Annotated in this window: 16 protein-coding genes and 1 tRNA gene; 8 read left to right on the top strand and 9 right to left on the bottom strand. The window is 66.8% G+C overall.

Annotated elements, in window-relative coordinates; translation table 11 throughout:
* Positions 1–75 precede the first annotated feature (75 nt).
* A tRNA-Pro gene (locus VGT77_RS12740) sits at positions 76–152 on the top strand.
* A gap of 69 nt (positions 153–221) precedes the next feature.
* Here the strand turns inward: VGT77_RS12740 and VGT77_RS12735 are convergent.
* Both VGT77_RS12735 and VGT77_RS12730 read right to left on the bottom strand, forming a co-directional pair.
* A complete protein-coding gene (locus tag VGT77_RS12735) occupies positions 222–500 on the bottom strand; it encodes a hypothetical protein (RefSeq protein WP_327463135.1) in 279 nt (92 codons plus the stop codon).
* A gap of 85 nt (positions 501–585) precedes the next feature.
* Positions 586–1956: a M20/M25/M40 family metallo-hydrolase gene (locus tag VGT77_RS12730; protein ID WP_327463133.1), complete on the bottom strand. Its 1371-nt coding sequence runs from the start codon at positions 1954–1956 to the stop codon at positions 586–588.
* Between the two features lie 104 nt (positions 1957–2060).
* On the opposite strand from VGT77_RS12730, the gene ettA reads away from it, so the two are divergent.
* Entirely contained in the window at positions 2061–3734 is a 1674-nt protein-coding gene (ettA, locus tag VGT77_RS12725) for an energy-dependent translational throttle protein EttA (RefSeq protein WP_327463131.1), read from the top strand.
* Positions 3735–3870: 136 nt separating this feature from the next.
* Here ettA and VGT77_RS12720 read toward each other — a convergent pair whose 3' ends face one another.
* Complete coding sequence (locus VGT77_RS12720; protein WP_327463129.1) at positions 3871–4581, bottom strand: NYN domain-containing protein; 711 nt, start codon at positions 4579–4581, stop codon at positions 3871–3873.
* A gap of 105 nt (positions 4582–4686) precedes the next feature.
* Here VGT77_RS12720 and VGT77_RS12715 point away from each other — a divergent pair, with 105 nt between their 5' ends.
* From VGT77_RS12715 to VGT77_RS12690, 6 genes are read left to right on the top strand one after another with little or no spacing between them, the layout of a single operon-like run.
* Positions 4687–6003 (top strand): erythromycin esterase family protein, encoded by a 1317-nt coding sequence (locus VGT77_RS12715; protein ID WP_327463127.1) that lies wholly within the window; start codon positions 4687–4689, stop codon positions 6001–6003.
* Positions 6004–6035: 32 nt separating this feature from the next.
* Positions 6036–7403 carry a DNA repair protein RadA gene (gene radA / locus VGT77_RS12710; protein WP_327463125.1) on the top strand — a complete coding sequence of 456 codons (1368 nt, stop codon included), beginning with the start codon at positions 6036–6038 and terminating at the stop codon, positions 7401–7403.
* A gap of 9 nt (positions 7404–7412) precedes the next feature.
* Positions 7413–7931, top strand: coding sequence for a CvpA family protein (locus tag VGT77_RS12705; RefSeq protein ID WP_327463123.1), 519 nt, complete (start codon positions 7413–7415; stop codon positions 7929–7931).
* On the top strand, positions 7928–8353 hold the full coding sequence (locus tag VGT77_RS12700; RefSeq protein ID WP_327463121.1) for an iron-sulfur cluster assembly scaffold protein: 426 nt from the start codon (positions 7928–7930) through the stop codon (positions 8351–8353). The genes VGT77_RS12705 and VGT77_RS12700 overlap by 4 nt, the downstream gene beginning before the upstream one ends.
* A complete protein-coding gene (locus tag VGT77_RS12695) occupies positions 8353–10143 on the top strand; it encodes a monovalent cation:proton antiporter-2 (CPA2) family protein (protein ID WP_327463119.1) in 1791 nt (596 codons plus the stop codon). The genes VGT77_RS12700 and VGT77_RS12695 overlap by 1 nt, the downstream gene beginning before the upstream one ends.
* Positions 10143–10463, top strand: coding sequence for a DUF423 domain-containing protein (locus tag VGT77_RS12690; protein WP_327463117.1), 321 nt, complete (start codon positions 10143–10145; stop codon positions 10461–10463). The genes VGT77_RS12695 and VGT77_RS12690 overlap by 1 nt, the downstream gene beginning before the upstream one ends.
* On the opposite strand, the gene aroB is transcribed toward VGT77_RS12690, so the two are convergent.
* From aroB to VGT77_RS12660, 6 genes are all read right to left on the bottom strand, one after another.
* Positions 10460–11542, bottom strand: coding sequence for a 3-dehydroquinate synthase (gene aroB / locus VGT77_RS12685; RefSeq protein ID WP_327463115.1), 1083 nt, complete (start codon positions 11540–11542; stop codon positions 10460–10462). The two genes, VGT77_RS12690 and aroB, sit on opposite strands and share 4 nt — an antisense overlap.
* Entirely contained in the window at positions 11539–12066 is a 528-nt protein-coding gene (locus VGT77_RS12680; RefSeq protein ID WP_327463113.1) for a shikimate kinase, read from the bottom strand. The genes aroB and VGT77_RS12680 overlap by 4 nt, the downstream gene beginning before the upstream one ends.
* Before the next feature lie 41 nt (positions 12067–12107).
* Positions 12108–13265, bottom strand: a complete 1158-nt coding sequence (locus VGT77_RS12675; RefSeq protein WP_327463111.1) for a cell wall hydrolase — start codon at positions 13263–13265, stop codon at positions 12108–12110.
* A gap of 100 nt (positions 13266–13365) precedes the next feature.
* Positions 13366–14286: a cysteine synthase A gene (gene cysK, locus VGT77_RS12670; RefSeq protein WP_327463109.1), complete on the bottom strand. Its 921-nt coding sequence runs from the start codon at positions 14284–14286 to the stop codon at positions 13366–13368.
* Entirely contained in the window at positions 14283–15578 is a 1296-nt protein-coding gene (locus tag VGT77_RS12665; RefSeq protein WP_327463106.1) for an MFS transporter, read from the bottom strand. Before VGT77_RS12665 ends, cysK begins: the two co-directional genes overlap by 4 nt.
* A complete protein-coding gene (locus VGT77_RS12660) occupies positions 15575–15709 on the bottom strand; it encodes a hypothetical protein (protein WP_327463104.1) in 135 nt (44 codons plus the stop codon). Before VGT77_RS12660 ends, VGT77_RS12665 begins: the two co-directional genes overlap by 4 nt.
* Between the last annotated feature and the right edge of the window lies 1 nt (position 15710).

The following is a 15710-nucleotide window of genomic DNA, read 5'->3' as shown; positions in this document are numbered from 1 at the left end:
TGAGGCAAGGACCGACGGCGCGGCTTTGCCGCGGCGCTTGCACCGCCACCGCGCAACAGGCATGGAGCGCCGCGTCGGGGAGTAGCGCAGTCTGGTAGCGCATCTGCTTTGGGAGCAGAGGGTCGCAGGTTCGAATCCTGTCTCCCCGACCATCATCCCAAAACATGAAAAAGGGCGGCTCCTTGCGGAACCGCCCTCCTTAAGCGTGTAAGCTGAAAGGCTTACTTGCCGGTCGCGTTGGCGGCAGCGGCGTTGTCCGCAGCGGTCGCAGCGTTGTCGGCAACGTTCTCGGCAGCAGCCTCGGTGTTGTCGGCAGCGTTTTCGAGGTTGGCAGCAGCCGCCTCGTTGGTCGCGTTCTCGGCAGCAGCCTCGAGGTTCTCGGCCTGGTTCTCAAGCGCAGCCGCGGTGTTCTCGGCAGCGTTCTCACCGGCGGTCTTCTCACCGCAAGCAGCCAGCGACATCAGGCCGGCGGCAGCGGCAGCAACGATCAGCTTCTTCATTCCTGTGCTCCCCAAGGGAATAACGTGCGCTCGGCCCGATGCCGTCGCGCCAGCAGTAATTAACTAGTCCAGAGACTTAGTCAAACTATTTAGGTAGAGATTGCGCCGCGCCCCCGACCAGTGGCTCGGGAGCGTTCGCCACCACGGCCAGCATCGCCGTCCAGGCAGCAACATTCTGCGCCAGTTTCCTGGGGTCGATCTTGTCGAGCGTATCGTCGTGTGTGTGGTGCAGGTCGAAATAGTCGGTGCCGTCCTGCTGCAGCGTCACGGCCGGCACTCCAGACGCGACCAGTGCCCCCACGTCGGGGCCGCCGCGCGCCTGGACCGAACTACGCGCGATGCCGAGCGGGGCGAGCGCCGCCTCGATGCGATCGGCAACGGCCTTGGCCGCGGGCGGTAGGGCAAAGTCGACGCGCCAGATGCGGTCGGCCCCGAAGTCTGATTCGCTTGCAAGTGCGTGCGGCTCGCCCGAATGCCGGCTGCGATAGGCTTCGCCACCACGCACGCCGACTTCCTCCGCGCCGAACCAGACGAGGCGGATGGTGCGCTTCGGCCGGCCCGCATCCATGATGCGCTTGGCGGCGGCGGCGGTGATCGCGACGCCGGCACCGTCGTCGATCGCGCCGGTGCCCAGGTCCCAGCTGTCGAGGTGACCGCCGACCAGCACGATGCCGGCGCGTGGATCGGTGCCCGGCACTTCGGCGATGACATTGCCCGATTTTCCGATGCCGACCTGCCGCGGGGTGAGGACCAGCCGCAACCGGACCGGCTTGCCGCGCTTGATTAGCCGCTCCAGCTGGTCCGCATCGGGGTTGGAGAGGGCGGCCGCCGGAATGGGCTGGGCACCGTCGCTCCAGCTCTGATTGCCGGTGTGCGGGAAGCGATGATTATCGGTGCCGAGCGAGCGGATCACGATCGCTGCCGCACCCTTTTGCGAGGCAATCGAAGGCGCCAGCCGCCGCACCGGCCCGAAATAGCCATAGGAAGAGCCGTCCTGCGCCTTGTTCATCCGGTGCGTGACGAAGACGATCTTGCCCCGGAGCCGTTCGGCCGATGCGGCGGTCAGCTCCGCGACGCTGTCGAAGGCGATCACTTCGGCTTCGACGCCTTGTGGCGGCGTGGCTCCGGAGTTGCCGAGCGCAGTCAACGCCAGCGGCTGCGGATTGCCGCCGAGCACCTCCGCCCGTTCCTCGCCGCGCACCCAGACGGGCATGTCGAACTCTTCGACGCGGACATTAGCGAAGCCCATCGCCTTAAGCCGCGCCACGGCCCAAGCGCGGGCCCGGGCTTCAGCCTCGGTGCCGGCGAGGCGGGGCCCGATCTCCGTCGTCAGATCCTCGACGATATCCCAGGCGACGGTGTCCTTGAGCGCGGCATCGCGCAGCTTCTCCGCATCGTGCGGCGCCGCGGCGACGAGGAAGGGAAGGGCGAGCAGCGCGAGGCGTTGTTTCAGCATGTTCCCGCCCTAACTAAGGGGCCAAGCGTTTGCCAAGTCCCGGCGGCTTCGCTAACGCGCCCGCCAAATCCTTACAGCAGCAGTTCGAACCGGAGATCAGGCCGATGGCCGCGCAATATTCCTATGTTATGCACGGGATGACCAAGACCTTCCCGGGTGCCCCCAAGCCGATCCTCAACAACATCAACCTGCAATTCTACCCCGATGCGAAGATCGGCATCGTTGGCCCGAACGGCGTCGGCAAGTCCACGCTGATGAAGATCATGGCCGGCATCGACACCGAGTTCGCGGGCGAGGCCTGGGCGGGCGAGGGGATCACGGTCGGCTACCTGGCGCAGGAGCCGCAGCTCGACCCGTCGAAGACGGTGCTGGAGAACGTGAAGGACGGCGCGCGCGCGACTGCCGACATGGTCGATCGCTTCAACCAGATCTCGGCGCTGATGGCGGAGCCGGACGCCGATTTCGACGCGTTGATGGAAGAGATGGGCGACCTCCAGGGCAAGATCGACGCGGTCGACGGCTGGACGCTCGACAACCAGCTCGAGATCGCGATGGAAGCGCTGCGCTGCCCGCCCTCCGATGCCAGTGTCGAAAACCTTTCAGGGGGCGAGCGGCGCCGGGTGGCATTGACCCGCTTGCTGATCCAGAAGCCCAGCATTCTGCTGCTCGACGAGCCGACCAACCACTTGGACGCCGAAAGCGTACAGTGGCTGGAAAACCACCTGCGCGAATATGCAGGCAACGTGCTGATGATCACGCACGACCGCTACTTCCTCGACAATGTCGTGAACTGGATCCTCGAACTCGATCGCGGCCGCTATTATCCGTACGAAGGCAATTACTCGACTTACCTGGAGAAGAAGGCGAAGCGCCTGGAGCAGGAAGAGCGCGAGGATGCCGGCCGGCAAAAGGCGATCAAGGAAGAGCTGGAATGGATCCGGCAGTCGCCCAAGGCGCGCCAGTCCAAGTCCAAGGCCCGTATCCGCGCATTCGACGAGCTGGTCGAGAAGCAGGAGAATCGGGCGCCCGGCAAGGCGCAGATCGTCATCCAGGTGCCGGAGCGGCTGGGCGGCAAGGTCATCGAGGTCAATGGTGTCTCCAAAGCCTATGGCGACAAATTGCTGTTCGAGGATTTGAGCTTCACTCTGCCGCCGGGCGGGATCGTCGGCGTGATCGGTCCGAACGGCGCCGGTAAGTCAACCTTGTTCAAACTGATCACCGGTCAGGAGCAGCCGGACACGGGTTCGATCGATATCGGCCCGACGGTGCGCTTGGGCTATGTCGACCAGAGCCGCGACGCGCTCGACCCCAACAAGAATGTCTGGGAAGAGGTTTCGGGCGGGCACGACATCATGTCCGTCGGCAAGCACGAAATGTCGACGCGCGCCTATGTCGGCGCCTTCAACTTCAAGGGCCAGGACCAGCAGAAGAAGGTCGGCCAGCTGTCGGGCGGCGAGCGCAACCGCGTGCACATGGCGAAGATGCTGAAAAAAGGCGGCAATGTGCTGCTGCTTGACGAGCCGACCAACGACCTCGACGTCGAGACGCTGCGCGCGCTCGAAGAGGCGCTGGAGAACTTCGCGGGCTGCGCGGTGGTGATCAGCCACGACCGCTTCTTCCTCGACCGCCTGGCCACGCACATCCTGGCGTTCGAGGGCGACAGCCATGTGGAATGGTTCGAAGGGAACTTCGAGGCCTATGAGGAAGACAAGCGGCGGCGGTTGGGCGATGCGGCGGATCGTCCGACAAGGTTGGCGTACAAGAAGCTGACTAGGTAAAGCCACCGGAATAACATCAACTTGCCCCGTCATTGCGAGGAGCGAAGCGACGAAGCAATCCAGAAGTCATGTGCTTTGTGGGTGGATTGCTTCGCTGCGCTCGCAATGACGATCTCACCAGCGCCGCCGTGTCGCCCTACCGCACGCGGCGGACGTAGAGAGCGCCATCATCGCGGCGCTCGGTGGTGAAGTTTGGAAGCGCCTGGATCAGGTCGGACAGGCGCTTATAGCCGTAGTTGCGCGTATCGAAGGATGACCGATTGCCAGCAAGCTGCCCGACCTCTGACAGCTTGGCGAAGCCGCGCTCGTCGCGTTTGGCCGACTTCCACGCAGCGCCAAGAAGGTCCAGCAGCGCCTCGTCCACGGTGGGTTCGGTCTCCGCCTCCTGTGCCTGCTCTGCGGCCTTCAAGGCGCCGACGTCGATGAAACGCGTGCAGGCTTGCCGGAATGACTCCGGCGTCTTGCTGGTGCCGAAGCCGTAGACAGGCAGACCCTCCTGCCGAAGGCGCATGGCGAGCGGCATGAAGTCGCTGTCGCTCGACATGATGCCGAAGCCGGTCACCCGTCCGCGATAGAGCAGGTCCATGGCATCGATCACCATCCGCATGTCGGTGGCGCTTTTGCCCTTGGTGACGTCGAACTGCTGCTGCGGCTCGATCGCATGCCGGTGCGTCATCGACGCCCAGCCCTTGAGCGATGCCTTGCTCCAGTTACCATAAGCGCGCCGGATGTTCACGGTGCCCAACTCCGCCAGCACGGTCAGAACCGCGTCGAGCGAGTCAGGCGAGGCATTGTCCGCATCGATCAGCAGCGCGACGTTGCCGATCGGTCCACCATCTCCAGCCATGCCCCACTCCTTGAACTTGCCTTGTTGAAACAGGCGCTCCGGCCCCGAGCAAGGCAGAACCTCTATCGATCCCATCCGTTCTGCTGAATCGAACCGGAGGACTCTATGCTGGAGGTCGAGACCCGCGCCATTCCCCAGTTGATCGCCGGGGCGGCGGAGCCGTTGCCGGAGCTGGACGATCCGGCATTCGCGGATGCGTTCGATCGGCTCGGTGAGGCGCAGGTCGTGCTGCTCGGCGAGGCGAGCCATGGTACGTCCGAGTTTTACCACGCGCGGGCGGCGATCACGCGTCGGCTGATCGAGCTGCACGGCTTCAACCTGGTCGCGGTCGAGGCGGACTGGCCGGACGCGGCGGTGATCGACCGCGTGGTCCGCGGCAAGCCGGCTCCGCCCGAGGCGGAGACGCCGTTCACGCGCTTTCCGACCTGGATGTGGCGCAATGCCGAGTTCGCCGCTTTCGTCGATTGGCTGCGCGGCCATAACCTCGACGCAACCCAGCCGGTCAGCTTTCACGGCCTCGATCTCTATAACATGAACGCGTCGATTTCCGCAGTGATCGGCTATCTTGACCGCACCGATCCCGAAGCGGCGCAGGTGGCACGCAAACGCTATGGCTGCTTGAAGCCGTGGAAGGAGGAGCCGGCCATTTACGGCGCCATCGCCCGGAGCGAGGGCCATGCGCGGTGCGAGGGCGCGGTGGTTCAGATGCTGCGCGACCTGTTCGCGCGCGAGCATGTTTATGCCGCCGATGATCCCGACGCCTTTCTCGATGCGGCGCAGAACGCCCGGCTCGTCGCCAATGCCGAGGCCTATTACCGCGCCATGTATCATGGCTCGGCGGCCAGTTGGAACCTGCGCGACGAGCATATGGCCGACACGCTGGAACTGCTGCTGCGCTGGAAGGGGCCGCAGGCCAAGGCGGTGGTCTGGGCGCATAACAGCCATATCGGCGACGCGCGCTTCACCGACATGGGCGAGACTCGCGGCGAGTGGAACCTCGGCCAGCTGGTGCGGGAGGCGCGCGGCGAAGAGGCGGTGCGGCTGGTCGGCTTCGGCACCCACACCGGCACTGTCGCGGCGGCCGACGACTGGGACTCGCCGATGAAGATCAAGCGGGTGAAGCCGTCGCGACCGGACAGTTTCGAGCGGCTGATGCACGATAGCGGCATCCAGCGCTTCTTGCTCGATCTGCGGGGCGCCGACGACGAAGTCCGGCAGGCGCTCACCGGGGAAAGACTGGAGCGCTATATCGGCGTCATCTACCGGTCGGACACCGAGCGCTGGAGTCACTATTCGGAGGCGTCGCTCGCCAGGCAATATGACGCGTTTGTCTGGTTCGACGAGACGCAGGCGGTGACTGCGCTACCACCGGGACCAGAGGAACATGGCTCTGGCGACGAGACCTGGCCGTTCGGCCTCTAGCGCCGGTCCCGCTTTGTTCCTAAAGCTGGGGCATGGCCAAACCCCAGAAGCGTTATGTTTGCCAGGCGTGCGGATCGGTCTCGCCGAAATGGGCGGGGCAGTGCGGCGACTGTGCCGAGTGGAACACGCTTGTCGAGGACGCCGGCGCGGTGGTGACGCCGTTCCAGGCGCGCCACAATCTCCAGTCGGGCGGCCGCGCGATCGATCTGGTGGGGCTGAATGCCGACATCGCGCTGCCGGCGCGCATGCCGACCGGCATCGCGGAGCTGGACCGGGCCTTGGGCGGCGGCTTCGTCGCGGGGTCGGCGACGCTGATCGGCGGCGACCCTGGTATCGGCAAGTCGACTTTGTTGCTGCAAGCCACGGCAAAGCTCGCGTCCGCTGGTAAGACTGTGGCCTATGTGTCTGGAGAAGAAGCGGCTGATCAGGTGCGGCTTCGGGCTCGGCGGCTCGGGCTCGGCCACGCGCCGGTGCAGCTCGCGGCGGCGACATCGGTCCGCGACATCCTGACCACGCTCCGGACCAATGCTCCCGACCTGCTGGTGATCGACTCGATCCAGACCATGCATTCGGACCTGATCGAGGGCGCGCCGGGCACCGTCAGCCAGGTCCGCGCCTCCGCCGGCGAACTGATCCGCTTCGCCAAGGAACGCGGTACAGCCGTGGTGCTGGTCGGGCACGTCACCAAGGATGGCACCATCGCCGGGCCTCGGGTGCTCGAGCATATGGTGGACACGGTGCTGAGCTTCGAAGGGGAGCGGAGCCACCAATACCGCATCCTGCGGGCGATCAAGAACCGGTTCGGCGGCACCGACGAGATCGGCGTCTTCGCGATGGGCGAAGGAGGATTGGACGAAGTTTCAAATCCTTCCGCCCTGTTCCTCACGCATCGTGACGAGAATGTCAGCGGCGCGATCGTGTTTCCGGCGCTGGAAGGGACGCGGCCGGTGCTGGTCGAGATCCAGGCCTTGGTCGTGCGGCTAGCGAGCGGGGCGACACCGCGCCGTGCGGTCGTCGGTTGGGACTCGGGGCGGCTGGCGATGATCCTCGCCGTCCTGGAAGCGCGCTGCGGGCTGAGTTTCTCCAGTGCTGAAGTCTATCTGAACGTCGCCGGCGGTTACCGCCTGTCCGATCCCGCAGCCGACCTCGCCGTGGCTGCAGCGCTAGTCTCCGCATTGAGCGAGCGGCCTATCCCTGCCGAAGCAGTCGCGTTTGGCGAAGTGGCGTTGTCGGGCGAACTGCGGCCGGTGGCGCATGGTGCGTTGCGGCTGAAGGAAGCGGCTAAGCTCGGCTTCGAGCGCGCGCTGGTGCCTTCGGGTTTGAAGGACGGGGGCGGCGTGCGGCTGTCCGGCTTTGCGCGGCTGGGCGCCCTCGTTGACCATCTCCTTGGCCGCGGTTAGCCCGGCGTCATGACGGCGCTCGACATCATTGCCCTGGTCCTGCTCGGCGGCGGCGCCGCGATGGGCGCCATGCGCGGCTTCGTACAGGAGGCGCTGTCGCTGATCGCCTGGGTACTGGCGGTGCTGGCGGTCAAGTTCCTGCATACGCCGGTGACCGACGCGCTCTCCACGCCGGTCGGCAGCGGTTCCGGTGCAGCGGCATTGGCCGTCGTGCTGCTGTTCGGCCTGACCTTCCTGTTGGGCAAGTTTTTGGCCCAGGCGCTCGGCAAGCGCACGCGGACATCGGTGCTCGGGCCCGTCGACCGTGTTCTCGGGCTCGGCTTCGGGTTTCTGAAGGGCCTGATCCTCGCATCCTTGCTGTTCCTGCTTGCGACGCTGGTGATCGACACCGTCCGGGGTGGGCCGGCGAACCGGCCGGAATGGCTGCGAAATGCGCAGACGTACACGCTGCTGGACGCGAGCAGCCGGGCCATGGCCGACTGGGTAAACCGGAGGCGGACCGGAACGCCGGCTGCGCCCGAGCGGTGAACGCGCCGCTCTACGATACGGCCCTGCTGCGGCTAGCGGCGACCATCCCGCATCTCGGGCGGCTGGAGCAGCCCGACGGGACGGCGGAAAAGCGTTCGCCGGCGTGCGGCAGCCGGGTGACGGCGGATGTGCGGCTAGACGCCGATCGCCGGATCGCCGACCTGGGCCTTGAAGTCTCCGCCTGCGCGCTGGGCCAGGCCTCGGCCAATCTGATGGCCTCGCACGCAATCGGCCGCACCGCGGAAGAACTGGCGGAGGCGCGGGACGCCCTAGCCGCCTGGCTGGCCGGCGAGCGGGGCGACCCGGGCAGCTGGCCCGGCCTCGATCAGCTCGCCCGGGCGCGCGCGCATCCGGGACGTCATGGCGCCATTCGCTTGCCGTTTGAGGCCGCTGCCGCCGCCGCGCTGAGCGCTCGCGCCTGATGGAGGCGCACGGGCCCGCCACCCTGCTGCGCGACGGGTTCGTCATGCTGGGAGCGGCACTGGTGCTGGTGCTGCTGTTCCGCCGCCTCGGCCTCGGTGCCACGCTCGGCTATCTGATCAGCGGCGTGCTGATCGGCCCCGAAGTTTTGGGCTTGGTCGGCGATGCGGAGGCGAAGCTCGGCATTGCCGAGATCGGCATTGCGCTGCTGCTCTTCCTTGTCGGGCTGGAACTGTCGCCGCAGCGGCTGTGGCGGCTGAAGAACGACATTTTCGGTTTCGGCCTGCTGCAGGTCGTGCTGTGCGGCGCGGCGCTGACGGCGTTCGTTTATGGCGTGACGCCGCTCAGCATCGCGGCGGCACTGGCGATCGGCCTGCCGCTCGCCCTGTCCTCGACGGCGCAAGTGCTGCCGATGCTTGAGTCGGCCGGGCGGCTTCGGACACCCTTCGGTCAGCGCGCCTTTTCGGTGTTGCTGCTGCAAGACCTGTCGATCGTTCCGCTCATCACGATCGTCGCCGCGCTGTCGCGCGCACCGGAGGCAGCGAACGCTCCGCCAGGCTGGGTGCTTGGTCTCTATACGGTCGGCGCGGTGGTTGGGCTGGTGCTGGCCGGCCGCTATATTCTGAACCCGCTGTTCCGGCTGATCGGCGGATTGGGCGAGCGCGAATTGTTCGTGGCGGCCGGGCTGTTCGCCGTGCTCGCCAGCGCCGCGCTGATGCAGGCGCTGGGCCTGTCGAGCGCGCTTGGTGCCTTCATCGCCGGCGTGATGCTCGCCGACTCGCCCTATCGGCATGAGCTGGAAGCGGATGTCGAGCCGTTCCGGTCATTGCTGCTCGGCCTGTTCTTCATCGCTGTCGGCATGCTGCTCGACCTGGGCGCGATCGCCGAGCGGCCGGTGTTCGTGGTCGCGGTCGCGGCCGGACTTGTCGCGATCAAGGCGGGCATCATCTTCGGCATCGCCCGCTTGTTCGGCATGGCCTGGCGGCAGGCGGTGGCGATGGGGCTGCTGCTGAGCCAGGGCGGGGAGTTCGGCTTCGTGCTGTTCGCCCAGGCGCAGAAAGCGCTGCTGATCGCGCCCGAGGCGGCGAGCTTGTTCGGCGCGGTCATCACCCTGTCGATGGCGACCACGCCGTTTCTGATGCAGCTGAGCCGGCGGCTACGCGAGCCGCCTGTCGCCGAGCGCACGGACCTGGCCGGACCGAGCCATGACGGCGCCAGCGCCATCGTCGTCGGCTGGGGGCGCTTCGGCCAGACGGTCGGTTTCATGCTGGCGAGCCAGGGCCTGTCGGTCACCATGGTCGACAAAAAGGCGGCGCAGATCGATGTCAGCACCGAGTTCGGCATCAAGGTCTATTTCGGCGACGGGACCAGGCTCGACCTGCTGCGCCAGGCAGGCGCCGCCGACGCGCAGCTGATCCTGTTCTGCATCGACGGGGACGAGCTCGACCGCGAGCGGATCGAGATCATCGCCCACAGCTTTCCGCAGGCGCAGATCTTTGTACGTGCCTTCGATCGCAGGCATCTGATCCGGCTTGCCGGCGCGCCGTTGGCGGGGACGGTGCGGGAGGTGTTCGAGTCGGCGATCGCTATGGCGCGGCAGGCGATGGCGGCGCTGGAGATCGATCTGGACGAGATCGAGCGCACCGAGGCGCAGTACCGCGACGTCGACGGCAGAAGGCTCGCGGCTCAGTCAGTCGACGGCGATCTCTATGCCGGCGGCGAGCTGATGATCATCCCGACTGCCGAGCCCCGGCGTGACGCGCCGGTCCCCATCCCCGCGGAGAGCGGCTGATGCTGGAGCGGCTTGCCGCCTTGTCGGCAGCCATCGCCATTGCGGCCGGGGCGTTTGGCGCCCATCGCCTCACCGGCAAGGAGGCCGAGTGGCTGCGCACCGGCGGCCTGTACCAGCTGGTGCACGCCGTGGCGGTGCTGGCGCTGGCCCGGCACGTGGCGCTCGGACCGCTTTGGACCCTGTTCGCCGGGGCAACGCTGTTCGCGGCGACGCTTTACGCCATGGCTTTCGGCGCGCCGCGCTGGCTAGGGGCGATCACGCCGATCGGCGGCGCGCTGATGATTTTGGGTTGGCTGCTGCTCGCCTGGCGGCTGCGTTAGGCGCGTTGTCGGTCAAGAAAATCGGCCACGTCCTCAAGCGGTATGGTTTTGTCGACATAGGCCCGGCCGATGCCGCCAGCGAGAATGAAGGGAACGCGGCCGCTCGCCTTCTTCTTGTCGTGCGCCATGTGCGCGGCGAGGCGCTTGCCCAATGCGCTGACCCCCGCCGATATGGCGTCGTGCGGCAAGCCGACCCGCCGCAGATGTTCCGCGACTTTCACCGCATCGCTTTCGGGGCAGAGGTCGCGCTCGGCCGAAAAGCGGAAAGCGAGGCCCATGCCGGCGGCGACCGCCTCGCCGTGCAGCAGGGCGCTGCCGAATCCGGTCTCCGCTTCGAGGGCGTGGCCGAACGTGTGGCCCAGGTTCAGTAAGGCACGACGGTCCGCTGTTTCGCGCTCATCCTCGCCGACGATGCGCGCCTTGGCTGCGACGCTGTGAGCAATGGCACGTTCGCGTGCCTGTGCTTCGCCGGCCAGCAGGGCGCCGGCATATTCGTCGCACCAGGCGAAGAAGTCCGGATCGTCGATCAGGCCGTATTTGACTATTTCGGCATAGCCGGCGCGCAACTCGCGCGCGGGAAGGGTATCGAGCACGGTCGGGTCGATCAGCACGAAGCTCGGCTGGTGAAAGGCGCCGATCAGGTTCTTGCCCGCGCGCGCGTTGATCGCTGTCTTGCCGCCGACGGAGCTGTCAACCTGCGCGAGAAGGGTGGTCGGCACCTGCACAAAGCCGATGCCACGCTTGACGATCGCTGCCGCAAAGCCGGTCAGGTCACCAATCACGCCGCCGCCTAAAGCGACAATATGCTCCCCGCGTTCGACCTCCAGTTCCAGCAGCTGGTCGCAGAGAGACTCGAGCTGGCTCCAGCTCTTCGTCGCCTCGCCTGCTGGCAGAACGATGGGAATGATGTTCGGGTGCCGGATGCGCCCGAGCTGCGCCTGCGCGACCGTCTCGTCGGTAACGACGATCAGCCGCTCGCGCGCATAGGGCGCGAGCAAATCGGCGGCCCGGTCCAGTGCGCCGGCCTCGATCAGCACGTCATAGCTGCGGTCGCCGAGCGACACGGGAACGATGGTCATTCGGACAAAGCTCTCAGAATCGACTGGACGGTTGCCTCGTGCGGCGAGGGCTGGCTGCGGACGTGGATCGGCGCGAGCGCATAGACGGGATCGCGGACGGCGGCCAATTCGCTCAGCACCTGTCGCGGATCGCGGTTCTTCAGCAGCGGACGGGTAGAGCGGCGGCGCACCCGCTCGACCAGGGTTTCAATATCGGCCTTGAGCCAGACGGCAATCGCGCGCTCGAGGATCAGGGCGCGGGTGCGGTCGTTCATGAAGGCGCCGCCGCCGGTCGCGATTACCTTGGGGCTGCCATCGATCAGCCGTGCGATCACCCGCCGCTCGCCATCGCGGAAATAAGGTTCGCCGAACCGCTCGAAGATCTCCGAAATGCTAAGGCCCGCCGCGGCCTCAATCTCCTCGTCGGCATCGACGAAGGGGACGTCGAGCTTCTGCGCCAGCCGCCGGCCGACCGTCGTCTTGCCCACGCCCATCAGCCCGACCAGCACGATTGGGCGATCAAGGGGGCGGGCGGGGACCTGCATGCCCCGATGGCTAGGGGCTGCGGCGCCCGACGCCAAGCGGTTCAGAGCGCCTTCATGCACTGCGCCGGGTCGGACCGCGTGAACTCCTTGCAGTTCCACAGCATTTTCTCAAAGCCGTTCGACCTGTTGCGGAGATAGCTGAACGACAGCGCCCTGTGCGCCTGGTCGGTGATCGGGAAGCCTTTCGGCGCCCGGTCCGCATCGGTCCAGCCCATGAACTTGCAGAACTCCTTCTCACCGCAGGCGGCGAGAGCGAGCGACGGATATTGGCTGGCCGGCACCTTGCGATCGAGCACCACGACAAAGGCGTCGCCGCCCGGCGAGACGATCTTCAGCTGCTTGGCGCCACGATCCTTCAGTTGCTCGGGCGAGACCGGCTTTTCGGCCTCTGCAAGCTGCATCTCCTCGGCACCGGCATGGGCGGGCGACAGCGCCGCCATCTTGGCGATCGGAGCCTCGCTGCCGGCATAGCCGCTTCGGAAAGCCCCAGGCGTGCCCCACCACCCCTGCCAACGGAAGAAGAGGTGAGTGCCAACCTGCGCGACCTTGTCGAGCGATCCGCTCCAGTACGGCACGACCCAGTTGGTGTGATAATGGGTCGAGTGACCGACAGGCTTGTAGACCTTGCCCTTGAGCGCGGCCGCCGCGACCTCCCGCGCCTGGCGCCAAAGCGAGGGGATCGGAGCGCGGGCGATGGCGCCGTCGCAGGTGAAGGTGAACTGACAGCCCGTCGTCCGTTCGGAGCCCTGGAACACCACGCCGCAGATGGTCTTCGGGAAAGCAGGATGGCGGAGGCGGTTGATCACGACCTGAGCGACGGCGCGCATACCGTCGGCGCCTTCCGTCGCGGCTTCGTAGTAGGCTGCTGCCGTCAGGCAGTCGACGGCGCGGGTCTGGTCGTCGCCGCCAGCGGCCAAGCGGAAGGGCTTGGCGGCAGGGTTGGGCGCGGTGGAGAAGGGCACCGCCTCGTTGATCTTGACCGCGTCTTCGGGCGCAACCTCCGCATAGCGGACCGGCTCGACCGGAGGCGCGGGCGGCAGGGACCCGGGCGGCGCGGTCTCGCTCAGCTGCACGACGGTAGAGGCATCACCAAAGAAGCCGGCGCTGCGCACCTGGGCGGCCCAGATGCCGGCAGCGACCAGCAGCACGACGAAGGCGGCAGCGAGCCAGTCGCGCGCGTCACGATGCTGTGTCAGCATGGCAAACAATCAACAGTCTCCGAAAACGAAGGCGCGGGCGCATAGCAGAATGCGCCCGCGCTGTCAGTCGGCGATGAGATGAGGACGCGCTGCGACGCGATCAAGCCTCGGGTAAGAAATCCGGCACCGACAGGTAACGCTCGCCCGTGTCATAGTTGAAGCCGAGCACGCGGACCGTGTCGGGCAGGTCAGGCAGTTTTTGCAGGATGGCGGCAAGGGTTGCGCCGGAGCTGATGCCGACCAGCATGCCTTCTTCTGCGGCCGCACGCCGCGCCATGTCCTTGGCGACGGCGGGGTCGACCTGGATCACGCCGTCGAGCAGCTGCGTGTGAAGATTTGCGGGCACGAAGCCGGCGCCGATGCCCTGGATGGGATGCGGGCCGGGCTGGCCTCCCGAAATGACCGGCGACAGTGTCGGCTCGACCGCGAACACCTTGAGGTTCGGCCATTCCCGCTTCAGCACCTGCGCGCAACCGGTGATGTGCCCGCCGGTGCCGACGCCGGTGACCAGCACGTCGATCGGGGTGTCCCGAAAGTCGTTCAGGATTTCCTGTGACGTGGTCCGCACATGGACGTCGATGTTCGAAGAGTTTTCGAACTGCTGCGGCATCCAGGCGCCGGGCGTAGTGTCGACGATCTCCAGCGCGCGCTCGATCGCACCCTTCATGCCCTTTTCGCGCGGCGTCAGGTCAAAGGTCGCGCCATAAGCGAGCATCAGGCGGCGGCGCTCGATCGACATGCTTTCGGGCATGACCAGCACCAGCCGATAGCCCTTGACCGCCGCGACCATGGCGAGGCCGATGCCGGTGTTGCCGGAGGTCGGCTCGACGATGGTGCCGCCCGGCTGAAGCTTGCCCGAGCGTTCGGCATCCTCGATCATGGCGAGCGCGATGCGGTCCTTGATCGAGCCGCCGGGGTTGGACCGCTCCGACTTGATCCAGACCTCGCTGTTCGGGAACAGCCGGTTGATCCGGATGTGGGGCGTCTGGCCGATGGTCTCGAGGATGTTGGCGGCTTTCATGCGGGCTTCTCCTGCATAACGGCTTCGGGAAGGGCGGTTTCGGGCGGATCGAAGGTGCGGGCACGGCGGAGTTCAGGGAAGTAGTAGGCGTAAAGTCCGGTCACCGCTATGGCGCCGGCCCCGCCGAACACGACCGCGCCGACCGGGCCGAGCAGCGCGGCGGCGATCCCGGACTGGAGTTCGCCCAGCTCGTTCGACGCGGAGATAGCGAGGCCCGATACGGCCGAGACACGGCCGCGCATGGTGTCCGGCGTGTGCAGCTGGACGAGCGAGGAGCGGACATAGACGGACAGCATGTCGAGGCCGCCCAGCAGGATCAAAGCCGCCATCGAGACCAGCATCGATTCCGACAGACCGAAGACGATCGTCGCGGCGCCGAAGCCCGCGACGGCCAGCAGCATCTTGGCCCCGACATTGCGGTGGAGTGGGCGCCAGGCAAACCAGAGCGCCACGACGGCCGCGCCCATTGCCGGCGCGGCGCGGAGCCAGCCCAGGCCTTCGGGGCCGACCTTTAGGATATCGCGCGCGAAAACAGGGAGCAGCGCCGTCGCGCCGCCGAGCAGCACCGCGAACAGGTCGAGGGTGATGGCGCCGAGCAGGAAACGGTGGTGCTTCACATAGGAAAGACCGTCCGCCATCTGCCGCAGCGGATGGGCATTGCCGGCGATCGGCGGTGGCACCACGCGGCGCACGGGTGTCAGCGCGACGATGGCGAGCAGCAGGAAGCCGGCGGCGACCCAATAGGCCAGGTCGGCGCCAATGGCGTAGAGTGCGCCCCCGAGGGCCGGACCGGCGACCGAGGCGCTTTGCCATGCGATGGAGTTCATCGCGATGGCACGGGGTAGCAGTTCCGGCGGCACGATGTTCGGTGCGATGGCGCTCATCGCCGGGCCGATGAACACGCGGGCGACGCCGTGCAGCGCGGCGACGCCGAACAGCAGCGGCAAGGTTAGGGCGTCGCTGGCGGTGGCAATGCCGAGCGCAATGGCGATGCTCATGTCAATGCCGTTCGCCAGCCGCGCCACCAGCCGCCGCTCGAACCGGTCCGCGACCCAGCCGGCGACGGGAGTGAGCAGCGCCAGAGGCACGAACTGGACGGCGCCGAGCAGCCCCAGCATGAAGGCGGCGTCGCGAACCGACATGCCGTAATCGGCGCGGGCCACATCGTAGAGCTGCCAGCCGATCACCACCACCATCGCCGTCGTCGCGAGCACCGCCGAAAAGCGCGCAATCCAGAAGTAGCGGTAATCCGGGATGGCGAGCGGGGAGGAGGGCAGCGCGGCGGCGGTCACGCGGCTGCTCCTAGGTCGGTGGCGAAAAGGCGGCAACCGGCTTCGGCTTTCAGCCGCACAAGCTGCACAAAGGTAACAAAGGTCACGGGGCGTTGCGTCTGCAGAATGTGCGGCTTGTGCAGTTCGCGCATC

Origin of the sequence: Sphingomonas sp., from assembly GCF_035944535.1 — a bacterium.
Classification (GTDB): domain Bacteria; phylum Pseudomonadota; class Alphaproteobacteria; order Sphingomonadales; family Sphingomonadaceae; genus Sphingomonas_B.
The sequence above is the reverse complement of the archived record's forward strand: the minus strand, read 5'-3'. Positions and strand labels throughout refer to the sequence as shown.